The following is a 21341-nucleotide window of genomic DNA, read 5'->3' as shown; positions in this document are numbered from 1 at the left end:
GTGAACGGTGACACGAAAGGGAATGCATGTCTTACAACGCTCCGCCGCCGCCCCCCACGGGACCGGTCGGACAGACGCCGCCGCCGAACAACCTCGTGTGGGCCATCCTCACGACGCTGTTCTGCTGCCTGCCGCTCGGCGTGGTGTCGATCGTCTTCGCGGCGCAGGTGAACGGCAAGTTCGCCGCCGGTGACCTCGCCGGAGCCCAGGAGTCGTCCCGCAAGGCCAAGATGTGGGCCATCTGGTCCGCCGTCGTCGGTCTCGTGTCGATCGTCCTCTACGTCATCTTCATCGTGATCGTGGCCAGCAATGGCGACTCGACCTCGACGAGCCTCTGAGCTGAGTCACGACACCGCGCGCCCCGTGGCCGCCGGGACCTCCCGGCGGCGCGGGGCGTTCGCGTTCGCGGCGGTCACCCTCACGGCGATCGCCGCCACGGCGGTCGTCGCGACCCGCTCCCCGGAGGAGTCCGGGCACTACCCGACCTGCCCGTTCCTGGCCGTCACCGGCCTGTTCTGCCCCGGCTGCGGCAGCCTGCGCGCCGTGCACGCGCTCGCCCACGGCGACCTGGCGACGGCATGGGACCGCAACCCGCTCGCCGTCCTCCTGCTGCCCACGGTGCTCGTGGCCTGGCTGGCGTGGGGCCTGCGGCTGCTCGGCCGCCGCGCATGGCATCCCAGCCGGGTGCCGGCGGGCTGGATCTGGGCGCTGCTCGTGGTGGTTCTCACGTACTGGGTCGCGCGCAATGTGCCCGGCTGGACCTGGCTCTCACCTGCCTGAGCCATACTGAACACCATGGATTCCCCGCTCCCGGCAGCCAAGCCGAGCAACTGGAACGTCCCGAACGCCCTGACGGTCATTCGCATCCTGGGCGTCCCGATCTTCGGTTGGCTGTTGCTGCACGACGGAGGCGAGTCGGTCGGGTACCGGATCGCCGCCTGGGCCGCGTTCGTGGTCCTGATGGCCACCGACAAGATCGACGGCGACATCGCCCGCAAGCACAACCTCATCACCGACTTCGGCAAGATGGCCGACCCCATCGCCGACAAGGCGCTCACGGGCATGGCCTTCGTCGGCCTGGCGATCATCTTCAGCGACCGGGCTTGGGGACCGCTGTTCTGGGTCGCCGTCATCGCGATGCTCGTGCGCGAGTGGGGCATCACCTTCATGCGGATGGTCATGGTCCGCCGCGGCTTCGTCATGCCGGCCGGCCGGGGCGGCAAGCTCAAGACCGTCCTGCAGTCCGTCGCGATCGCGGGCTACTGCCTGCCGTTCGAGCTGTGGGGCGGAATCGTCCCCACGGCCCTGCTGTGGATCACGCACGTCGTGATGGCCGCGGCGCTGGCTCTCGCGCTGGTGACCGGTGTCCAGTACGTCATCGACGCCCGGCGGCTGGCCGCGCAGGCACCGGCCGACGACCTGGCACGGTGACCGTGGCGTCCGCTGCCGACGTGGTGGCGGCCCTGCGCGCCGCGGGACAGACGGTCGCCACCGCCGAGTCGCTCACCGGCGGCCTGCTCTGCGCGACGCTCGTCGATGTCGCGGGAGCGTCGGTCGTCGTGCGTGGGGGAGTCGTCGCGTACCAACCCGATCTCAAGACCGCGCTGCTCGGCGTGGACGCCGACCTGATCGCCCGTGAGGGCACCGTCAACGCCGGCGTGGCCGAGCAGCTGGCGGTCGGGGCGCGGACGCGCATGGGCGCCACGTGGGGCCTGGGCACGACCGGTGTCGCCGGGCCCGGCCCGGCCGAGGGTCATCGTGCCGGCACCGTCCACGTCGCCGTCGCCGGGCCCGACGGCGTGGTCTCGCGCCGGCTGCAGCTGGACGGCGACCGCGACCGGGTGCGGCGATCGGCCGTCTCCGCCGTCCTGGCGGACCTGCACTATAGGCTGGGGAAGAACAACGGCTCGACGGACGTTGAGTCCGACAGGGAAGGTGGTGGCGATGACCGCGATGCGTGAACTCATCGGCGACGTGCTCCGGGCACGTCGGCTCGCCGAAGGCCTGACCCTGCGCGACGTCTCCGAGCGGGCGCGGATCAGCCTCGGGTACATCTCCGAGGTCGAGCGCGGCCAGAAGGAGGCCAGCTCCGAGCTGCTCGCCGCCCTGGCGCAGGCGCTCGACGTCCCCCTGAGCAAGGTCCTGCTCGACGTCAGCTCGCTGCTCGAGCTCGAGGAGGCCGCCGACCTGGCGACCGTGTCGTCGATCGCGCGCGAAGAGGCCCGGGCCTCCGCAGCGTGAGACACAGCGAGTTCTGGCAGCGCATGGAGGCTGCCCTCGGGTCCGCCTACGCCAGTTCCTGGGCCCGTCAGCAGGCGATCACCGCGCTCGATGGCCGCACCCCGGTCGAGGCGCTGGAAGCCGGCGTCGACCCGCAACGGGTGTGGCGTGCGGTGCACGCTGCGCTCGACCTGCCCGCACGCGAACGTTGAGTTAGCGTCGGGGGATGAGCGATCTCCCCGACCTGACTGGCAAGCGCGTCGCCATCATCGCGACCGACCACTTCGAGGAATCTGAACTCACGACCCCCCGCGACAGTCTCGAGGACGCGGGAGCGGACGTCAGGATCTTCGCACCCCACTCCGGCACCCTGCAGGCGATGCAGGGCGACACCGACAAGACCATCTCGGTCCGGGTCGACGGCACCCTGGACGAGTTCGACCAGGGCTGGGCCGATGCCTTCGTGTTCCCCGGCGGCACCGTCAACGCCGACCACCTGCGCATCGACGAGCACGCCCAGCGGATCATCACGAACGCCCTCGAGTCCGGCGCCCCGGTGGCGGCGATCTGTCACGCGCCGTGGCTGCTCGTCTCGGCCGACCTCGTGAAGGGCAGGCGCCTGACCAGCTTCCCGAGCCTGGCGGTGGACGTGAAGAACGCCGGCGGCGACTGGGTCGACGAGACCGTCGTCGTGGACGGCAACCTCATCACCAGCCGCAACCCCGACGACCTGCCGGCCTTCGTCGGCGCCATCGCCGACGCCCTCGTCGCCTGATCCGTCCGCATCCCCCGTCCCCGCACCCGAGATTTGCTCCTCATCTGACCTTTCACAGGGAGTGAAAGGACCAAATCGGAGCAAATCTCGGGACGGGGCGGGCGCGTTCGGCGTGTCGACCTTCCATCGAACATCTGTTCGGCCTAGGCTCGTTCCACAGGCCGACGGTCAGGTCGGGCGTCATCCACAGACGAGTCGACGAGGCTCACGTAATGTCAGTGGGTCCGCCTACCGTCGAAGATGGCCCGCCACCACGACCGTGACGGTCGACGAACGAAGGACGCAGCATGGCTAAGAACACCAGCACCACTGGTTCGAACCGCGACATCCCCAAGGACCGCGCCAACAAGGACAAGGCGATCGAGAACGCCCTCGCCCAGATCGACCGGTCCTACGGCAAGGGTGCCGTGATGCGTCTGGGCGACCAGGCCCGTGCACCGATCGAGATCATCCCCACGGGCGCCATCTCGCTCGACGTCGCGCTGGGCATCGGCGGTCTGCCGCGCGGCCGTGTCGTCGAGATCTACGGCCCGGAGTCCTCGGGCAAGACGACCGTCGCCCTGCACGCGGTGGCCAACGCCCAGAAGGCCGGCGGCGTCGCGGCGTTCATCGACGCCGAGCACGCGCTCGACCCTGAGTACGCCCGCAAGCTGGGTGTCGACACCGACGCCCTGCTGGTGTCGCAGCCCGACTCCGGCGAGCAGGCCCTCGAGATCGCCGACATGCTGATCCGCTCCGGCGCCCTCGACATCATCGTCATCGACTCCGTGGCGGCCCTGGTGCCCCGCGCCGAGATCGACGGCGAGATGGGCGACAGCCACGTCGGCCTGCAGGCCCGACTGATGAGCCAGGCGCTGCGCAAGATGACCGGTGCGATCAACGGCTCGGGCACGACGGCGATCTTCATCAACCAGCTGCGCGAGAAGATCGGCGTGATGTTCGGCAGCCCCGAGACCACCACGGGTGGCAAGGCGCTGAAGTTCTACGCGTCGGTGCGTCTGGACGTGCGCCGGATCGAGACGCTCAAGGACGGCACCGACATGGTCGGCAACCGCACCCGGGTCAAGGTCGTCAAGAACAAGATGGCACCGCCGTTCAAGCAGGCCGAGTTCGACATCATGTACGGCCAGGGCATCAGCCGCGAGGGCAGCCTGATCGACATGGGCGTCGAGGCGGGCTTCGTCCGCAAGGCCGGCGCCTGGTACACCTACGAGGGCGACCAGCTGGGTCAGGGCAAGGAGAACGCGCGCAACTTCCTGCGTGACAACCCCGACCTGGCCGACGAGATCGACAAGCGGATCCTGGAGCACCTCGGCATCGGGGCGAAGCTCGACGATCCCGCCGAGGCCGCAGTGGCCGACGATCCCGCGGGCGACCTCTCGGCCGCCGATTTCTGATGCTGGACCCCACCGACCCGGACGCTGATCCGCGGGCGGTCATCGTCGCCGGCCGGACGATCGCGATGGATCGTCTGGCCGCGCGCGATCGCAGTCGCGGGGAGCTGCTCGATGCGCTCGCTCGTCGGCGGTTCCCCGAGGACATCGCCGTCGGCATCGTCGACCAGCTGCAGTCCGAGGGACTGGTCGACGACGAGCGGTTCGCCCGCACCTGGGTCGAGCAACGGAGCCGGGCCAAGGGCCTCGCGCGATTGGTGCTGCGAATGGAGCTCCAGCGCAAGGGCGTCTCCGCTGAGATCATCGACGTGGTCCTCCAGGACGTCGACCCCGACACCGAGCGGCAGGCCGCGCACCAGCTGGTCCAGCGCAAGCTGCGCTCCGTGCAGGGGCTCGACCCGTCCGTCCAGGTACGGCGACTGACGGCGATGCTGGCCCGCAAGGGCTACGCCCCGCAGGTGGCCTTCGACGTGGTGCGCACCGAGCTCGATGCCGAGGCGGATCCGATCGAGTCGATCTAGCATCGACCCGTGTTCGCGTTCCGCACCGCCACGGAGGCGGACCTGCCGCTGTTCGTGCGCTGGCGGAGCCGTCCCCACGTCCTGAAGTGGTTCCCCGATCCGGTGCCCGATCTCGCCGCGGCGCAGGAGCGCTTTGGCGAGCGGGTGGCGGGTCGCGGCCCGGTGCGGATGTGGATCGCGGAGCTCGGGGGAGTGCCGATCGGATACCTCCAGAGCTTCGAGGTGGCCGCGGACGACGACCTGACGGTGCGGTGCCAGGACCCCGAGGCGGTGGCGTTCGACTACCTCATCGGCGAGGCCGAGCTGATCGACCGCGGGCTCGGCACCGAGATGATCGATCGGTTCTGCCGCGATGTGCTCGTGCCGCAGTACCCCCGGGCGCCGCGTTTCATTGCGGCACCCGATGCCCGGAATCACCGTTCGCTGCGGGTCCTGGGCAAATGCGGCTTCACGGCCGGACTGTGGATCCAGCCCGAGGGCGCACCGTGGGCCGACATCGTCTGCACGGCGAGGCGCGAACGCTTCGAGTGACTCAGCGGACGAAACCGGCCGCGGTGTGGGTGAACTGTCCGGCGCGCACCGTCGCCTCGACGCCGACCGAGCGCAGTAACGCGGCCGCGGCGGCCGAGTCCTCGGTGGGGGCGAGCGGATCCCGGTCGAGCAGGATCAGATCGCCGGGTTGCCCGACGCGCAGCGTGTCCTGGCCGTCGACGCTCGCGGCGAGGGCTTCGCGGACCGTGATCGCCTCCTCGGGGTTCCACGGCGCACGGGCGTCCGCCGAGCGGTGCACCGCCGCGGCCATGGCGGTCCACGGGTCGAGCGGCGACACGGGCGCGTCGGAGCCGAACACGACGCTGACGCCGGCGTCGAGCAGGGAGCGCAGCGCGAAGCAGTGCTTCTCCCGCCCCGGCCACAGCTGCACCGCGGCGTCGCGATCGTCGAGCAGATGCGCGGGCTGGACGCTGGCCCTGACGCCGAGCGCCGCCATGGCGACGATGTCGTCCGACGTCATCAGCTGAGCGTGCTCGATGCTGCCGGCCGCGCCGGCCGCGGCGAAGGCCGCGAGCGCCTCATGTGCGGCCGCGTCCCCGATCGCGTGCACCGCGGCCTCGAGACCGCTCGACGCGGCACGACGTAGGAGCGCGACGAGCGCGGCCCGGTCATGGTTCTGGACACCGCGATCCGATCCGCCCGCGTAGGGGTCGTGGCAGTACGCCGTGCGGGTGTTCAAGGAGCCGTCGGAGATGATCTTCAGCGGCCCGATCGTGACGACCCCGCCGGGCGTCAGCGGCGAGCCGGTCGTGAGTCCGGCGGCGATCACGGACTCGAGGTACTCGGGATAGACCGCGCGGCGCACCGTCAGCGCGTCGACGCCGCGGGCGACCCGCTCGGGCCACGTCAGCAACGGCTCGGCGAACTCGAAGTCGACGATGCCGACGACGCCGCGGGCGGCGGCCTCGTTGACGGTCTCGGCGATGCCGGAGCCCCCGTCCTGCTGCGCGGTGAGCTCGACCACCTGCGTCATGAGCGTGAACCAGGGCGCCTCGGTGACCGGCCCGTCGGTCGGCTCGGCGTGCAGGGCGGCGAGGGCGGCCGTGTTCAGCCACCCCGTGTGTGCGTCTCCGCTGGTCAGCACGACGGGGCGCACACCCGAGACGGAGTCGAGCTCGGCGACCGTCGGGACGCGGTCCCAGTCGGTGAGGCGGAAGCCGTAGCCGAACAGCCAGTCGCCGTCGGGCGTGGAGTCCAGCTCGTTCCGGACGAGGCGCAGGGCCTCGGCGGGGTCACGCGTGCCCGAGACGTCCAGGCGGCTGCGGGTCTGGGCCCACTGGGTCAGGTGGACATGCTGGTCCCACAGCCCGGGAATGGCCCAGCGCCCGTCGGCGTCGACGACGCGGTCGCCGGGATCGGCCCGGAGCTCGGGCGCGAGGTCGACGATCACGCCGTCACGGATCCGCAGCGACACCGGTTCGGACGGTGCCGCCGAGCGCACCGGCACGAGCCGGAGGTGGCGCAGCAGCAGGGAGGTCACGCAGACATTGTGGCCCCGGCGGCGGCCCGTGCCGACCGCGGGTCAGCGTGTCGCGAGGACCGGCACCTCGGTCATCGGCTCGACCCCGGTGGACCGCGATTCGGTCAGTCGGCGCTGCGCGAAGCGACCCACCTGCTCGAGGATCAGGTTGAGGATGATGTAGATCGCTCCGAGGACCAGCGCGACCTGCAGTTCGTTCTCGTACTCACGCCAGATCTGACGGCCGGCGTAGGTCAGACCGGGGGCCACGATGACGTAGCCCAGCGACGTGTCCTTCAGCGCGACGATGCACTGGCTGATGATCGACGGGGTCATGATCTTGATCGCCTGGGGCAGCTGGACGATGCGCATCACGGCGCTCTTGCGCATGCCGAGCGCGTACGCCGCCTCGACCTGGCCCTTGGGGACGGCGTTGATGCCGGCGCGGACGATCTCGGCGAGCACCGAGCCGTTGTAGAGGATCAAGCCGATCACCAGCGGGGGGAGCAGCTCGATCTGGAACTTGTAGAGCGCCCACAGGTACGTGATGAGGATGTAGAGGGGGACGGCCCGGAAGAACTCCACGACCAGCCAGCTGGGCCAGCGGACCCAAGCGTGGTCGGACAGCTTGCCGATGCCGAAGAGCATGCCGAACACGAGGGCGCCGATGATGGCGATGACGGCCGCCAGGAGCGTGTAGTACAGACCCTCGGCGATGACCTCGATGTACGCGGGGGTGACGAAGACCTCCCACTTGTCGGACGCCAGCTGACCGGTCTCGGCGAGGCGCCACAGGACCAGGGCCAGGAACGCCACGACGGCCACGATCGTCACCACCGACAGGATGCGGTGGCGGCGTCGGGCGCGGGGGCCGGGGACGTCGAACAGGACGCTGCTCATCGGGACTCCACCTTCCAGCGTCGTTCGGCCCAGCTGGCCAGTGCTGAGATCGCCGCCACGATGACGATGTACATCGCCGCGATGGTCAAGAAGGCGGCGGTGCGCGAGCTGGGGTAGTCCCGCAGCAGGCCCTGGAGCCGGAACGCGAGGTCGGCCAGGCCCAGGGCGGCGACCAATGAGGTGTTCTTGGCCAACGCGATGAACACGCTGGCGATCGGCGGAACCACGAGGCGGAACGCCTGGGGCAGGATCACCTGGGTCATGGTCATCGAGAAAGGCATGCCCACGGCTCGCGCCGCCTCGGCCTGGCCGAGCGGCACGCCGTTGATGCCCGAGCGCAGCGCCTCGCAGACGAACGCCGCGGTGTAGAGACCGGCGGCCATCGAGACGTTCCAGAAGAAGCCGAAGTCGATCCCCATCGCCGGCAGGCCGTAGTACGTGATGAACAGCAGCAGCAGCAGGGGAGTGTTGCGGAAGAGCGTGACGTAGGCCGTCCCGACGGCGCGCATCGCCGGGACCGGGCTGACCCGCGCGACGGCCACGAAGGTGCCGAGGACGAGGGCGATGAGACCGCTGGCCAGGAAGACCCGCAGCGTGACCCAGAAGCCCTTGAGGAGCAGTTCATAGCTGTCCTGCAAGAACGTGAAGTCCACGTCTCACCACCCTCGTCGTCGGTTGATCATCGGCTCAGCGTCACGCGCACTCGTCGAGCGCCGGCGGGTCGCCCGCCTCGGCGCCACCCTTGCCGAGCGTGGCGTCGAACGCCTTCTCCCACGAGCCGTCCTCGAAGGCGCTGGTCAGCGTCTCGTTGACGAACTCGCACAGCTCGGGGTGGTCCTTGCCGTAGCCGATGCCGTAGTTCTCCTCGGAGAAGGGCTCGCCCACGACCTTGAGCTTGTCGGGGTTCTCGGCCGCGTAGCCCAACAGGATCGCCGCGTCGGTGGTGACCGCGTCGACCGAGCCGTTCTCGAGCTGACGGACGCACTCGGAGTAGGTGTCGAAGCCGGCCGGCGTGGCGCCGAACTGCTCCTCGACGGTCTTGATCGAGGTGGACCCGGTGACCGAGCAGACCTTCTTGCCCTTCAGGTCGTCGGGACCGTTGATCGAGTCGTCGTCCTTCGCCACGAGCAGGCTCTGACCCGTGACGTAGTACGGGCCGGCCTGGCCGACGACCTTACGGCGGTCGTCGGTGATCGAGTAGGACGCGATGACGAAGTCGACCGTGCCGTTCTGCAGGAACGGCTCACGGTTCGCCGAGACGGCCTCGACCCATTCGATGTCGTCGGCCTTGATGCCCAGCTTCGCCGCGAGGATCTTGCCGATCTCGGGGTCGAAGCCGGAGGGTGCGTCGGCGGTGGCGGTCTTGAAGCCGATGCCGGGCTGGTCGAACTTGACGCCGATCTTGACCTTGCCGTCCTTCTGAAGCTCGGCCATGCGGCTGCCGGCCTCGAAGTCCTGCTCCTCGACCTCGACCTCGGGCGTGTCCTCGGCGTCGTCGCTGTTGCCGGCGTCGCCGCAGGCGCTCAGTGCCAGCAGTCCGGCGGCGATCACGGCCGCGAACTGTGTCCTTCGTGCTCTCATCTGTCGTCCTTCCCCTTCGGGATCATGATGTTGCGGGAATCAGGAGGGTGCGGTCAGTCAGTGCTTGAGGATCTTGCCGAGGAAGTCCTTGGCGCGATCGCTCTGGGGGTTCGTGAAGAACTCGTCGGGCGTGTTCTGCTCGACGATCCTGCCGTCGGCCATGAACACGACCCGGTCGGCGGCGGTGCGCGCGAAGCCCATCTCGTGGGTGACGACGACCATCGTCATGCCGCGGCGCGCGAGGTCGACCATGGTCTCGAGGACCTCCGAGATCATCTCCGGGTCGAGCGCCGAGGTGGGCTCGTCGAAGAGCATGACCTTCGGGTCCATGGCCAGGGCGCGGGCGATCGCGACCCGCTGCTGCTGGCCGCCCGACAGCTGAGCCGGAAGCTTGCCGGCCTGGTCGCCCACCCCGACGCGCTCGAGCAGTTCGTGTCCGCGCTGCTCGGCCTCGGCCTTGGACTTGCCCAGGACCTTGATGGGGCCGAGGGTCACGTTCTCCAGGACGGTCTTGTGGCTGAACAGGTTGAACGACTGGAAGACCATGCCCACCTCGGCGCGCAGCTTGGCGAGCGCCTTGCCCTCCTCGGGCAGCGGGACGCCGTCGATCTCGATGGTGCCCTCGTTGATCGGCTCGAGGCGGTTGATGGCGCGGCACAGTGTGGACTTGCCCGAACCGGAGGGTCCGATGACGACGACGACCTCGCCGGTGGCGACCTCGAAGTCGATGTCCTGCAGGACGTGAAGATCACCGAACCACTTCTGGACGCCGCTCATGCGGACCATTGGCGTCGTGCTTGCTCCCATGCCGACTTACCCAACCGTAGGGTCAGTGAGCGCGCAACCACATCCCCCGGCGCGTCGGGGACCGCAACCAGATCGAAACCGTGGGCGCCGGGGCGTAACGCCGCTGAATCGAGAGCGCCGGAGGTCGATCGCACTCGGTGCCCAGGCGTCGGTGGCTTCTGACCGGGAAGTGAGCGAGCGCTTTCTGCTGGGATCGCGACGTTGCTCCGACGTGGCCTCGTGGTCAGCACGAGGTGGGCGCGGCGGGGGACTGTCCACATGCTGGGCAGGCAAAAACCCGACTTTACTTTGGAAAGGCGGTGCGCGGCGGACGTTGTCCCAACGTCCGTAGCGCATCCGTAACCGGGAACTCCTACGCTCTGGGCACGTGATCCATGAGACGTGTGTCACGTCAGTTCCCTTCGTCGTGAGGACTTTCCCTTGAAAACAGTTGCCCTTCGCCGCACCTTGAGTGCGGCGGCCCTCGTCGCGTTGGGGGTCGGCCTGTTGGCCGTACCCGCCAGCGCCGACCCCAACATCCCCGAGACGCCCGAGCAGTCGCGCATCCTCGGTGACGCCAGCCGCACGGCCGAGGTCACCGCCGAGGACGAGAGCCAGGGCTCGCTCGCCCCGGGTAACATCCCGTTCCTGCCGATGGACTTCTCCTACACGCCCTTGAAGAAGGACCAGGAGGAGTCGACGGCCAAGCTGGAGCTGGTCAAGAACGTCCCCATCCAGGACGGCCAGGCGACGATGTCGAACCTGGCCTTCAAGGGTGACTACGTCTTCCAGGGCAGCTACAACGGCTTCGTCGCCTACGACATCAGCAACCCCGAGGACCCCCAGGTCGTGTCGAACACGATCTGCCCCGGCTACCAGGGTGACCTGTCGATCGCGGGCGACCTGCTGTTCTTCTCGGTCGACCAGCCCCGCAACGGCTCCGCCTGCGGCGCCGGCACGATCGCGGCCTCGAACGCCGACGCGTGGGAGGGCATCCGCATCTTCGACATCAGCGATCCCGCGGCGCCGCAGTACGTCGGCAACGTCAAGACCCGCTGTGGCTCGCACACGCACACGCTCGTCCCGAACCCGAACGACGAGGGCAGCGTCTACCTGTACAACGCCGCGTACGACGTGTCGGCCAGCGCGTTCAACTGCAAGCCGCCCCACCAGCAGCTCGAGATCATCAAGGTCGACCTGGACGATCCGGCCGGTGCCGCGATCGTCAAGGAGGTCGTGCTGTGGGACGCCGACAACCCGGCGTTCACGACCGCCGATCGCGCCGACGGCGGCGCCTCGACGTCGGCCACGAACGGCTGCCACGACCTGACGGCCTACCCGGCCAAGGGCCTGCTGGCCGCCGCCTGCATGGGTGACGGCGTGATGCTCGACATCAGCGATCCGCTGACCCCGAAGGTCACCGACCGCGTCCGTGACGAGAACTACGCGTTCTGGCACACGGCGCAGTTCAACGACGACGCGAGCAAGGTCGTCTGGCAGGACGAGCTCGGCGGCGGTTCCTCCGCCACGTGCCTGCCCGGCACCCCGCAGTACCGCGGCGCCAACGCGATCTACACGATCGAGGACGAAGACCTGTCCCTCAAGGGCTACTACAAGATCCCGCGCCGCCAGTCGACGCGCGAGAATTGCGTGGGCCACGAGGGCAACATCGTCCAGGTCGCCGACAAGGACATCATGGTCCAGGCCTGGTACCAGGGTGGTGCGTCGCTGATCGACTTCACGAGCGCCAGCAAGCCGAAGGAGATCGGCTACTTCGACCGTGGCCCGATCAGCGAGACGTCCCTCGTGACGGGTGGCTACTGGGCGGTCTACGTCCACAACGGCTACGTCTACGGCTCCGAGATCGCCCGCGGTCTCGATGTCATGAAGCTCAAGGGCGACGAGTTCGCCGATGCCCGTCGTCACCGTCAGGACGTCCGCAACCCCGCGACGCAGGAGCCCATCTCCTACCCGTGGAAGACGGCCCCGAAGGCGTCGGGCACGCTGCCCGCCGCGTCGGTATCGCCGGCCAGCGTCCCCGCCGGGGCCGCCACGGACGTCACCGTCTCGCTGCCCGCCGACACGTTCACCTCCGGTGAGTACGTCGACGTGTGGAGTGGCAGCAAGGTCGTCGCCAGCGGCCAGGCCGCCGCGAACGGCTCGGTCGAGCTGACCGTCCCGGTCGCCGCCACCGAGAAGGCGGGCACCAAGTCGCTCGTCGTCCGTGGCGACAGCAAGCTCGACGCCGCGCTGTACTCGGCGTCGGTCGAGCTGACGGCCGTCAGCACCACCACCTCGGTGAAGCTGAGCCGTACGTCGCAGGTCTTCGGCTCCACCCCGGCGACCGTCACCGCGACGGTCTCGGGCGCCGGCGCCCAGGGCACCGTGACGTTCCGTGCGGGCAGCACCGTCCTGAAGGCCGGCGTGCCGGTCAAGGGCGGCAAGGCCACGCTGACGCTGTCGAAGACCCTCGCGGTCAAGACGTACGCGATCCGTGCCGAGTTCGTGCCGTCGTCGACCGCGACGACGGGCTCGACGTCCTCGGCGGTCACCCTCAAGGTCGTCAAGGCGACCGCGAAGGTGAAGGTCTCCGCCAAGAAGGTCAAGGCCTCGGCTCGCGCCAAGGTCACGGTGACCGTCAGCGCCAAGGGCACCACGCCGACCGGCAAGGTGACCGTGAAGGTCAACGGCAAGTCCGTCAAGGGCACGCTGAAGAAGGGCAAGGTCACCGTGACCCTGCCGAAGCTCAAGGCCGGCAAGCACACGGTCAAGGTCACCTACGCGGGCAGCGCGAAGGTGGCGGGCAAGAGCACCAAGACGACGATCCGGGTCACCAAGTGACCTTGGTCCGTCGTGCCGTGGTCGCGGTGAGCGCCGTTCTGGCGCTCACCGCGGCCGCGGGCTGCTCTGCCGATGAAGAGAAGGACTCCGGCGCACCGATCATCGTGCCGGGCGAGGTGGGCGAGTCCAGCAAGACCGTCGCGCCCGAGTCGTTGAAGACGCCCAAGGACGACTACAACGACGTCGACCGCGAGTTCGTCGAGATGATGGTGCCGCACCACCAGCAGGCCGTCGAGATGTCGGCCCTGGCGGCGAAGCACGCCCGCGCCAGCGAGGTCAAGGGCTTCGCCTCGCGCATCAGCGACACGCAACGAGCCGAGATCGACGCGCTGCAGGGCTGGCTCGAGACCCGCGGCCTGCCGAAGGCGTCCACGACGCCGACCGGTGAGCACGTCACGCACATGCAGGGCATGCTCACCCCGGCGCAGATGGACGAGCTGGCCGCCGCACGGGGTCGTGCGTTCGACCGGCTCTACGTCAAGCGCATGATCGCCCACCACGAGGGCGCCATCGCGATGGCCGACGAGGCGCTCAGCAGCGGGATCGACACCGTCAACCGCGCGTTCGCCGGCGACGTCATGGCGTCGCAGAGCGCGGAGGTCACCCGCCTGCGCGACATCCTGCTGACGCTCTGACCCGGGGCGGCCGCTGACGACGGCGGCCGTCCGGGCGGGCGTCCGGGTCCACGTACCATGGAACGGTCATGACGAAGACCTATGAAGTCCGTACCTACGGCTGCCAGATGAACGTGCACGACAGCGAGCGGCTGTCGGGACTGCTCGAGACCGCGGGCTACGCGGCGGCCGAGCAGGGGCAGACGCCGGACCTCGTCGTCTTCAACACGTGCGCCGTGCGCGAGAACGCCGACAACAAGCTGTACGGCAACCTCGGCCACGTGGCGAGCATCAAGGCCAAGAACCCCGGCATGCAGGTCGCCGTGGGCGGCTGCCTGGCGCAGAAGGACAAGGACACCATCACCCGGCGCGCGCCGTGGGTGGACGTCGTCTTCGGCACCCACAACATCGGCTCGCTGCCGGTCCTGCTCGAGCGGGCACGGATCGCCGAGGAGTCCCAGGTCGAGATCCTCGAGTCGCTCGAGGTCTTCCCGTCGACGCTCCCGACCAAGCGTGACTCGGTCTTCGCCGCTTGGGTCTCGATCAGCGTCGGCTGCAACAACACCTGCACGTTCTGCATCGTCCCCGCCCTGCGCGGCAAGGAGCGCGACCGCCGGCCCGGCGACATCCTCGCCGAGATCGAGGCGCTGGTCGCCGAGGGCGTCGTCGAGGTCACCCTGCTGGGCCAGAACGTCAACAGCTACGGCGTCGAGTTCGGTGACCGCGAGGCGTTCTCCAAGCTGCTGCGCGCCTGCGGGCAGATCGAGGGCCTCGAGCGCGTGCGGTTCACCTCGCCGCACCCCGCCGCCTTCTCCGACGACGTCATCGCCGCGATGGCCGAGACGCCCAATGTCATGCCGCAGCTGCACATGCCGTTGCAGTCGGGCTCGGACCGCATCCTCAAGGCGATGCGCCGCTCCTACCGCCGCGACCGCTTCCTGGGGATCCTCGACCGCGTGCGTGCGGCGATGCCCGAGGCGTCGATCACGACCGACATCATCGTCGGCTTCCCCGGCGAGACCGAGGAGGACTTCCTCGAGACGATGGACGTCGTGCGTCAGGCACGGTTCTCCAGCGCGTTCACGTTCCAGTACTCGCAGCGCCCCGGCACGCCGGCCGCCGACCTGCCCGACCAGCTGCCGAAGGCCGTCGTGCAGGAGCGCTATGAGCGTCTCTCGGCGCTCGTGTCGGAGATCTCGTGGTCCGAGAACCAGCGACTCGAGGGCCAGGTCGTCGAGCTGCTCGTGGCCGACCAGGCCCACGCCGGTGGCCGCAAGGATGCCGAGACCCATCGGATGAGCGGGCGAGCGCGCGACAACCGGCTCGTGCACTTCGTCCCCGGTGACCACGAGGTCCGCCCCGGCGACCTCGTCGTCACGCGGGTCACGAAGGCGTCCCCGCACCACCTGGTCGCCGACGGCGAGCCGATCGAGGTGCGCCGCACCCGGGCAGGTGACGCGTGGGAGTCCCGGCAGGGCCGCACCTCGGTGACCCCCGGCTCGGTCGGCCTGGGCATGCCCTCGGTGGGCGTGCCCGCGCCGCTGCCGCCGGCCCCGGCCTGCGCGCCCGCCTGACGAGTGGGGGTGGCCCCGTCCCAGGCCTGAAACCTTGAGGTAACCTGAATCTGCTGATGAGGCCAATGTCGTCCTCGCCCAGTGTCTCTCCCCCTTGGCATCGACGACAGGTTGTTACATGGATCGTCCGCTCTTCTCCGCCGCGCCCCAGGCGCAAGGCCTCTACGACCCCGCCAACGAGCACGACAACTGCGGTGTCGCCTTCGTGGCGACGCTCACGGGCGTGCCCAGCAACGAGATCGTCCAGCACGGTCTGACCGCGCTGCGCAACCTCGACCACCGCGGCGCCGTCGGCGGCGAGCCGAACACCGGTGACGGTGCCGGCATCCTCATGCAGGTGCCCGACCGCTTCCTGCGCGGCGTCGCCCCGGTCGAGCTGCCCGAGGCCGGCCGCTACGCCGCCGGCATGGCGTTCCTGCCGCGCGACCGCGCCGACGAGGCCAAGGCCCAGGTCGAGGCGATCGCCGTCGAGGAGGGCCTGGAGGTCCTCGGCTGGCGCGAGGTTCCCGTCGTCCCGGACATCCTCGGCTCGATGGCGTATGCCGCGATGCCGGCCTTCGAGCTGCTCTTCGTCACCACGCCCGACCGTGACGTGTCCGGCATCGGCCTGGACCGCCTGACCTACGCCGTCAACAAGCGCTCGCACCACGAGGCCGGCGTGTACTTCCCGTCGCTGTCGTCGCGCACGCTCGTCTACAAGGGCATGCTCACGACCGAGCAGCTCGACGTGTTCTTCCCCGATCTGCTCGACGAGCGGATGGAGTCGGCGCTGGCGATCGTGCACAGCCGCTTCTCGACCAACACCTTCCCGAGCTGGCCGCTGGCGCACCCGTTCCGCTACGTCGCGCACAACGGCGAGATCAACACCGCCCGCGGCAACCGCAACTGGATGCGCGCCCGTGAGGCGCTGCTCGAGAGCGACCTGATCCCCGGCGACCTCTCGCGACTGTTCCCCATCTGCAGCCCCGACGGCTCCGACACCGCGTCCCTGGACGAGGTGCTCGAGCTGCTGCACCTGGGCGGCCGCTCGCTGCCGCACGCGGTGATGATGATGATCCCCGAGGCGTGGGAGAACAACGCCGAGATGGATCCGTCCCGCCGCGCCTTCTATGAGTTCCACTCCACGGTCATGGAGGCCTGGGACGGCCCCGCCGCGGTCTGCTTCACCGACGGCACCCAGATCGGCGCGGTCCTGGACCGCAACGGCCTGCGCCCGGGTCGCTACGTCATCACCGAGGACGGCCTCGTCGTGCTCGCGTCCGAGGCGGGCGTGCTCGACATCGACGCCAAGAAGATCACCCGCAAGGGCCGGGTCGAGCCGGGCAAGATGTTCCTGCTCGACCTCGAGGAGCACCGCGTCGTCGAGGACCACGAGATCAAGGCGTCGCTGGCCAACGAGCACCCGTACGAGGAGTGGCTGTACTCGGGCCTCGTCCGCTTCGAGGACCTGCCGGACCTCGAGCACATCGTCCACAACCACGCCTCCGTCGCGCGTCGCCAGCAGGTCTTCGGCTACACCGAGGAGGAGGTGCGCAAGCTGGTCGCGCCGATCGCGCGCACCGGTGCCGAGACGATCGGCTCGATGGGCACCGACACCCCGATCGCCGCGCTGTCGGACCGGCCGCGCCTGCTGTTCGACTACTTCAGCCAGCTGTTCGCCCAGGTGACGAACCCGCCGCTGGACGCCATCCGCGAGGAGGTCGTCACGTCGCTGGCCGGCACGATCGGCCCCGAGCGCAACCTGCTCGACCCCACGCCGGCGTCGTGCCGGATGCTGCAGCTGCCGTTCCCCGTGATCGACAGCGACGAGCTGGCCAAGATCCGCCACATGAACCGTGACGGCGACATGCCCGGCTTCAGCGTGCACGTCGTCCGCGGCCTGTACGACGTGCTGGGCGGGGGAGAGGCCCTGGCGCAGCGCATCGACGAGATCTGCGCCGAGGTGTCGGACGCGATCGTCAACCGCGGCGCGCGCATCATCGTGCTGTCGGACCGCCACTCCAACGTCGACCTGGCCCCGATCCCGTCGCTGCTGCTGACCGGTGCGGTCCACCACCACATGGTCCGCGAGAAGCTGCGCACGCAGGCCGGCCTGCTGGTCGAGGCCGGCGACGTGCGCGAGGTGCACCACGTCGCGCTGCTGATCGGCTTCGGCGCGACCGCGGTCAACCCGTACCTGGCGCTCGAGACCGCCGAGGACCTCGCCCGCGAGGGCGTCTACGTCGAGGGTGTCGACCCCACGAAGGCCGCGCGCAACGTCGCCTACGGCCTGGGCAAGGGCGTCCTGAAGGTCATGAGCAAGATCGGCGTCTCGACGGTCTCGTCGTACACCGGCGCGCAGATCTTCGAGTGCATCGGCCTGTCCCACGAGGTCGTCGACCGGTACTTCACGGGCACCTCCAGCAAGCTCGGCGGCGTCGGCCTGGACGTCATCGCCGAGGAGGTCCACGCGCGGCACCTGAAGGCGTACCCCACCAAGGGCATCGCCAGCCCGCGTCGCCGGCTCGAGGTCGGCGGCGAGTACCAGTGGCGCCGCTTCGGCCCGGAGCACCTGTTCGACCCGGAGACCGTCTTCCGCCTGCAGCACTCCACGCGCACGGGCCGGTACGACGTCTTCAAGCAGTACACGCAGCGGATCGACGACCAGTCGAGCCGTCTGATGACGCTGCGCGGGTTGATGAAGTTCAAGGCCGACCGCGAGCCGATCTCGATCGACGAGGTCGAGCCGGTCTCCGAGATCGTCAAGCGCTTCTCGACCGGCGCGATGTCCTACGGGTCCATCAGCCAGGAGGCCCACGAGACCCTCGCCATCGCGATGAACCGCCTCGGCGGCAAGTCGAACACCGGTGAGGGCGGCGAGGACCCCGAGCGCCTCTACGATCCCGAGCGCCGCTCGGCGATCAAGCAGGTCGCGTCCGGTCGCTTCGGCGTCACGAGCGAGTACCTGACCAACGCGGACGACATCCAGATCAAGATGGCCCAGGGCGCCAAGCCCGGTGAGGGCGGACAGCTGCCCGGCCCGAAGGTCTACCCGTGGGTGGCCAAGACGCGGCACTCGACGCCGGGTGTCGGCCTGATCAGCCCGCCGCCGCACCACGACATCTACTCGATCGAGGATCTCAAGCAGCTGATCCACGACCTGAAGAACGCGAACCCGTCGGCTCGCGTCCACGTCAAGCTCGTGTCCGAGGTCGGCGTGGGCACGGTCGCGGCCGGTGTCTCGAAGGCCAAGGCCGACGTCGTGCTGATCTCCGGCCACGACGGCGGAACCGGCGCGTCCCCCCTGACGAGCCTCAAGCACGCGGGCGGTCCGTGGGAGCTCGGCCTGGCCGAGACCCAGCAGACGCTGCTGCTCAACGGGTTGCGCGACCGGATCGTCGTGCAGGTCGACGGCCAGCTCAAGACGGGCCGCGACGTCGTCATCGCCGCGCTGCTCGGCGGCGAGGAGTTCGGCTTCGCGACCGCCCCGCTGGTCGTGTCGGGCTGCATCATGATGCGCGTCTGCCACCTCGACACCTGCCCGGTCGGCGTCGCGACGCAGAACCGGTCGCTGCGCGAGAAGTACTCGGGCAAGGCCGAGTACGTCGTGAACTTCTTCGAGTTCATCGCCCAGGAGGTGCGCGAGATCCTGGCCGAGCTGGGCTTCCGCAGCATCGACGAGGCGGTCGGTCACGCCGAGGTCCTCGACGTCCGCGAGGCCGTCGACCACTGGAAGGCCAGCTCGCTGGACCTGACCCGCGTCCTGTACGTGCCCGAGCTGCCCGAGGGCGCCTCGCTGCGCTGCACGACGAAGCAGGAGCACGGCCTGGACCGCGCCCTCGACGTCGAGTTGATCGCCCTGGCCGGCGACGCGCTGGAGAAGGCCGAGCCGGTCCGCGCGCAGCTCGAGATCCGCAACGTCAACCGCACCGTCGGCACGATGCTCGGTCACGAGGTGACCAAGCGGTACCGCGGGGAGGGACTGCCCGACGACACCATCGACATCACGTTCCTGGGGTCGGCCGGCCAGTCGTTCGGCGCCTTCGTCCCGCGCGGCATCACGCTGCGCCTCGAGGGCGACGGCAACGACTACGTCGGCAAGGGACTCTCGGGAGGGCGCATCATCGTGCGGCCGCCGCGTGAGTCGCAGTTCGCCGCCGAGGCCCAGATCGTCGCCGGCAACGTCATCGGCTTCGGCGCCACGGGCGGCGAGATCTACCTGCGCGGCAAGGTGGGCGAGCGCTTCTGCGTGCGCAACTCCGGCGCCACCGCGGTCGTCGAGGGCGTGGGCGACCACGCGCTCGAGTACATGACCGGCGGCCGCGTGGTCATCCTCGGTCCGACGGGACGCAACGTCGCCGCCGGCATGAGCGGTGGCTCGGCGTACGTGCTGGATCTGGACGCCGACGTGGTCAACCCCGAGATGGTCGAGCTGCGACCCGTCCCGGAGGCCACCGGAGTCGAGCTGGAGGCCATCGTGCGCCGCCACCTGGAGGAGACGGGCTCGGCGGTCGCCGAGCAGCTGCTCCGGGACTGGCCGGCCAGCCTCGCCCGCATCACCGAGATCATGCCGGTCAACTACCGGCGCGTTCTCGAGGCCAAGGCGTCCGCGGAGTCCGAAGGACTCTCCGAGGACGAGACGACTGCACGAATGATGGAGGTGGCCGCACGTGGCTGATCCCCGAGGTTTCATGACGACGCCCCGCAAGGTGGCCGAGCGCCGCCCCGTCGAGGAGCGGGTGAAGGACTGGAACGAGGTCTACCCCGGCGGCGCCGGGCGAGCCCTGCTGCCGATCATCTCGGAGCAGGCGGGCCGCTGCATGGACTGCGGCATCCCGTTCTGCCACCAGGGCTGCCCGCTGGGCAACCTGATCCCCGAGTGGAACGACCTGGTCTGGCGCGACGACTGGGACGATGCGATCGATCGCCTGCACGCGACGAACAACTTCCCGGAGTTCACCGGGCGGCTGTGCCCCGCGCCGTGCGAGACCGCCTGCGTCGTGGGCATCAACCGCGACCCGGTGACGATCAAGAACGTCGAGGTCGCGATCGCCGACAAGGCGTGGGAGATGCACGCCGTCAAGCCCGAGACGCCCGAGTGGCTGACCGGCAAGACGATCGCGGTCGTCGGCTCCGGCCCGGCCGGACTGGCGACGGCGCAGCAGCTCACGCGCGCCGGCCACACCGTCGCGGTCTACGAGCGTGATGACAAGGCCGGGGGACTGCTGCGCTACGGCATCCCCGAGTTCAAGATGGAGAAGTCGCACGTCGACCGTCGCATCAACCAGATGCAGCGCGAGGGCACCGTCTTCCGCACGGGCGTCGCCGTCGGCGAGGCCATCACGGGCCAGCAGCTGCGCGAGCGCTACGACGCGGTCGTCCTGGCGATCGGCTCGACCGTGCGTCGTGACCTGCCGGCGCCGGGCCGTGAGCTCGCGGGCATCCACCAGGCGATGGACTTCCTGCCGCAGGCCAACCGCGTCGCGGTCGGCGAGACGGTCGAGGACCAGATCCTCGCCACCGGCAAGGACGTCGTCATCATCGGCGGCGGCGACACCGGCGCCGACTGCCTGGGCACGTCGATCCGTCAGGGTGCCCGCTCGGTCACCAGCCTGGAGATCATGCCGCGACCGAGCGAGGAGCGGGCGGACGCCCACCCCTGGCCGACGTACCCGATGATCTACCGCGTCGCCTCCGCCCACGAGGAGGGCGGCGATCGGGTCTACGCCGTCAACACGAAGGAGTTCGTGGGCGACGACGACGGCCACGTCAGCGGCCTGCGCATCAGCGAGGTGGAGCTCATCGACGGTCGGTTCGAGGAGGTCGCCGGCACCGAGCGCGTGATCCCGGCGCAGCTCGTGCTGTTCGCGATGGGCTTCACGGGCCCGCAGCGCGAGGGTGTCGTCGAGCAGCTCGGCGTCGACCTCGACGAGCGCGGGAACATCGTGCGCGACCTGAACTACATGTCCAGTGTCGAGGGCGTCTTCGTCGCCGGTGACGCCGGTCGCGGCCAGTCGCTCATCGTGTGGGCGATCGCCGAGGGCCGTGGCGCTGCCGCGGGCGTCGACGCCTGGCTGACCGGCTCGACGACGCTGCCGACGCCCATTCCGCCCACCGCACGCCCCCTGACGGTGTGACCTGACCG

At 69.6% G+C, this 21341-nt stretch carries 20 protein-coding genes; 15 read left to right on the top strand and 5 right to left on the bottom strand.

Annotation, left to right across the window (positions count from 1 at the left end):
• Positions 1-26 precede the first annotated feature (26 nt).
• From NP095_RS09500 to NP095_RS09455, 10 genes are all read left to right on the top strand, one after another.
• Positions 27-338: a CD225/dispanin family protein gene (locus NP095_RS09500; RefSeq protein WP_249378390.1), complete on the top strand. Its 312-nt coding sequence runs from the start codon at positions 27-29 to the stop codon at positions 336-338.
• Positions 339-363: 25 nt separating this feature from the next.
• Positions 364-780 carry a DUF2752 domain-containing protein gene (locus tag NP095_RS09495; protein ID WP_256766016.1) on the top strand — a complete coding sequence of 139 codons (417 nt, stop codon included), beginning with the start codon at positions 364-366 and terminating at the stop codon, positions 778-780.
• 15 nt (positions 781-795) lie between these two features.
• Complete coding sequence (locus NP095_RS09490; RefSeq protein ID WP_249378388.1) at positions 796-1431, top strand: CDP-alcohol phosphatidyltransferase family protein; 636 nt, start codon at positions 796-798, stop codon at positions 1429-1431.
• Positions 1428-1961 (top strand): CinA family protein, encoded by a 534-nt coding sequence (locus tag NP095_RS09485; RefSeq protein WP_249378387.1) that lies wholly within the window; start codon positions 1428-1430, stop codon positions 1959-1961. Before NP095_RS09490 ends, NP095_RS09485 begins: the two co-directional genes overlap by 4 nt.
• Positions 1945-2241, top strand: coding sequence for a helix-turn-helix domain-containing protein (locus NP095_RS09480; protein ID WP_154594770.1), 297 nt, complete (start codon positions 1945-1947; stop codon positions 2239-2241). Before NP095_RS09485 ends, NP095_RS09480 begins: the two co-directional genes overlap by 17 nt.
• Positions 2238-2432 (top strand): DUF3046 domain-containing protein, encoded by a 195-nt coding sequence (locus NP095_RS09475; RefSeq protein ID WP_249378386.1) that lies wholly within the window; start codon positions 2238-2240, stop codon positions 2430-2432. The genes NP095_RS09480 and NP095_RS09475 overlap by 4 nt, the downstream gene beginning before the upstream one ends.
• A gap of 14 nt (positions 2433-2446) precedes the next feature.
• Positions 2447-2995 (top strand): type 1 glutamine amidotransferase domain-containing protein, encoded by a 549-nt coding sequence (locus NP095_RS09470; protein ID WP_256766015.1) that lies wholly within the window; start codon positions 2447-2449, stop codon positions 2993-2995.
• A 287-nt stretch (positions 2996-3282) separates the two neighbouring features.
• Positions 3283-4392 (top strand): recombinase RecA, encoded by a 1110-nt coding sequence (recA, locus tag NP095_RS09465; protein ID WP_249378384.1) that lies wholly within the window; start codon positions 3283-3285, stop codon positions 4390-4392.
• Positions 4392-4910, top strand: a complete 519-nt coding sequence (locus NP095_RS09460) for a regulatory protein RecX (protein ID WP_256766014.1) — start codon at positions 4392-4394, stop codon at positions 4908-4910. The genes recA and NP095_RS09460 overlap by 1 nt, the downstream gene beginning before the upstream one ends.
• A 9-nt stretch (positions 4911-4919) precedes the next feature.
• A complete protein-coding gene (locus NP095_RS09455) occupies positions 4920-5441 on the top strand; it encodes a GNAT family N-acetyltransferase (RefSeq protein ID WP_256766013.1) in 522 nt (173 codons plus the stop codon).
• Between the two features lies 1 nt (position 5442).
• Here NP095_RS09455 and NP095_RS09450 read toward each other — a convergent pair whose 3' ends face one another.
• Genes NP095_RS09450 through NP095_RS09430 form a run of 5 tightly spaced genes read right to left on the bottom strand, consistent with a single transcriptional unit; the run spans position 5443 to position 10188 of the window.
• The gene (locus NP095_RS09450; protein ID WP_256766012.1) at positions 5443-6942 is read right to left on the bottom strand and encodes an amidohydrolase; all 1500 of its coding nucleotides are present in this window, start codon (positions 6940-6942) and stop codon (positions 5443-5445) included.
• A 42-nt stretch (positions 6943-6984) separates the two neighbouring features.
• Positions 6985-7821 (bottom strand): amino acid ABC transporter permease, encoded by an 837-nt coding sequence (locus tag NP095_RS09445; protein WP_256766011.1) that lies wholly within the window; start codon positions 7819-7821, stop codon positions 6985-6987.
• Positions 7818-8474: an amino acid ABC transporter permease gene (locus NP095_RS09440; protein WP_256766010.1), complete on the bottom strand. Its 657-nt coding sequence runs from the start codon at positions 8472-8474 to the stop codon at positions 7818-7820. The genes NP095_RS09445 and NP095_RS09440 overlap by 4 nt, the downstream gene beginning before the upstream one ends.
• A 40-nt stretch (positions 8475-8514) precedes the next feature.
• The gene (locus tag NP095_RS09435; protein WP_256766009.1) at positions 8515-9402 is read right to left on the bottom strand and encodes a glutamate ABC transporter substrate-binding protein; all 888 of its coding nucleotides are present in this window, start codon (positions 9400-9402) and stop codon (positions 8515-8517) included.
• Between the two features lie 57 nt (positions 9403-9459).
• Positions 9460-10188 carry an amino acid ABC transporter ATP-binding protein gene (locus tag NP095_RS09430; protein ID WP_256766143.1) on the bottom strand — a complete coding sequence of 243 codons (729 nt, stop codon included), beginning with the start codon at positions 10186-10188 and terminating at the stop codon, positions 9460-9462.
• Between the two features lie 441 nt (positions 10189-10629).
• Here NP095_RS09430 and NP095_RS09425 point away from each other — a divergent pair, with 441 nt between their 5' ends.
• The 5 genes from NP095_RS09425 to NP095_RS09405 all read left to right on the top strand — a co-directional run bounded on the left by NP095_RS09425 (position 10630) and on the right by NP095_RS09405 (position 21333).
• Positions 10630-13029, top strand: a complete 2400-nt coding sequence (locus NP095_RS09425) for an Ig-like domain repeat protein (protein WP_256766008.1) — start codon at positions 10630-10632, stop codon at positions 13027-13029.
• Positions 13030-13055: 26 nt separating this feature from the next.
• Positions 13056-13664 carry a DUF305 domain-containing protein gene (locus tag NP095_RS09420; protein WP_256766007.1) on the top strand — a complete coding sequence of 203 codons (609 nt, stop codon included), beginning with the start codon at positions 13056-13058 and terminating at the stop codon, positions 13662-13664.
• A gap of 68 nt (positions 13665-13732) precedes the next feature.
• Positions 13733-15217 carry a tRNA (N6-isopentenyl adenosine(37)-C2)-methylthiotransferase MiaB gene (miaB, locus tag NP095_RS09415; protein WP_249378372.1) on the top strand — a complete coding sequence of 495 codons (1485 nt, stop codon included), beginning with the start codon at positions 13733-13735 and terminating at the stop codon, positions 15215-15217.
• Positions 15218-15335: 118 nt separating this feature from the next.
• Positions 15336-19874 carry a glutamate synthase large subunit gene (gltB, locus tag NP095_RS09410; protein ID WP_256766006.1) on the top strand — a complete coding sequence of 1513 codons (4539 nt, stop codon included), beginning with the start codon at positions 15336-15338 and terminating at the stop codon, positions 19872-19874.
• A complete protein-coding gene (locus NP095_RS09405; RefSeq protein ID WP_249378370.1) occupies positions 19867-21333 on the top strand; it encodes a glutamate synthase subunit beta in 1467 nt (488 codons plus the stop codon). Before gltB ends, NP095_RS09405 begins: the two co-directional genes overlap by 8 nt.
• Positions 21334-21341 lie beyond the last annotated feature (8 nt).

It is taken from the genome of Aeromicrobium duanguangcaii, assembly GCF_024508295.1.
GTDB classification, from domain to species: Bacteria; Actinomycetota; Actinomycetes; order Propionibacteriales; family Nocardioidaceae; genus Aeromicrobium; species Aeromicrobium duanguangcaii.
Note: the sequence above shows the minus strand (reverse complement) of the source record. Positions and strands in the feature narration are given on the sequence as shown.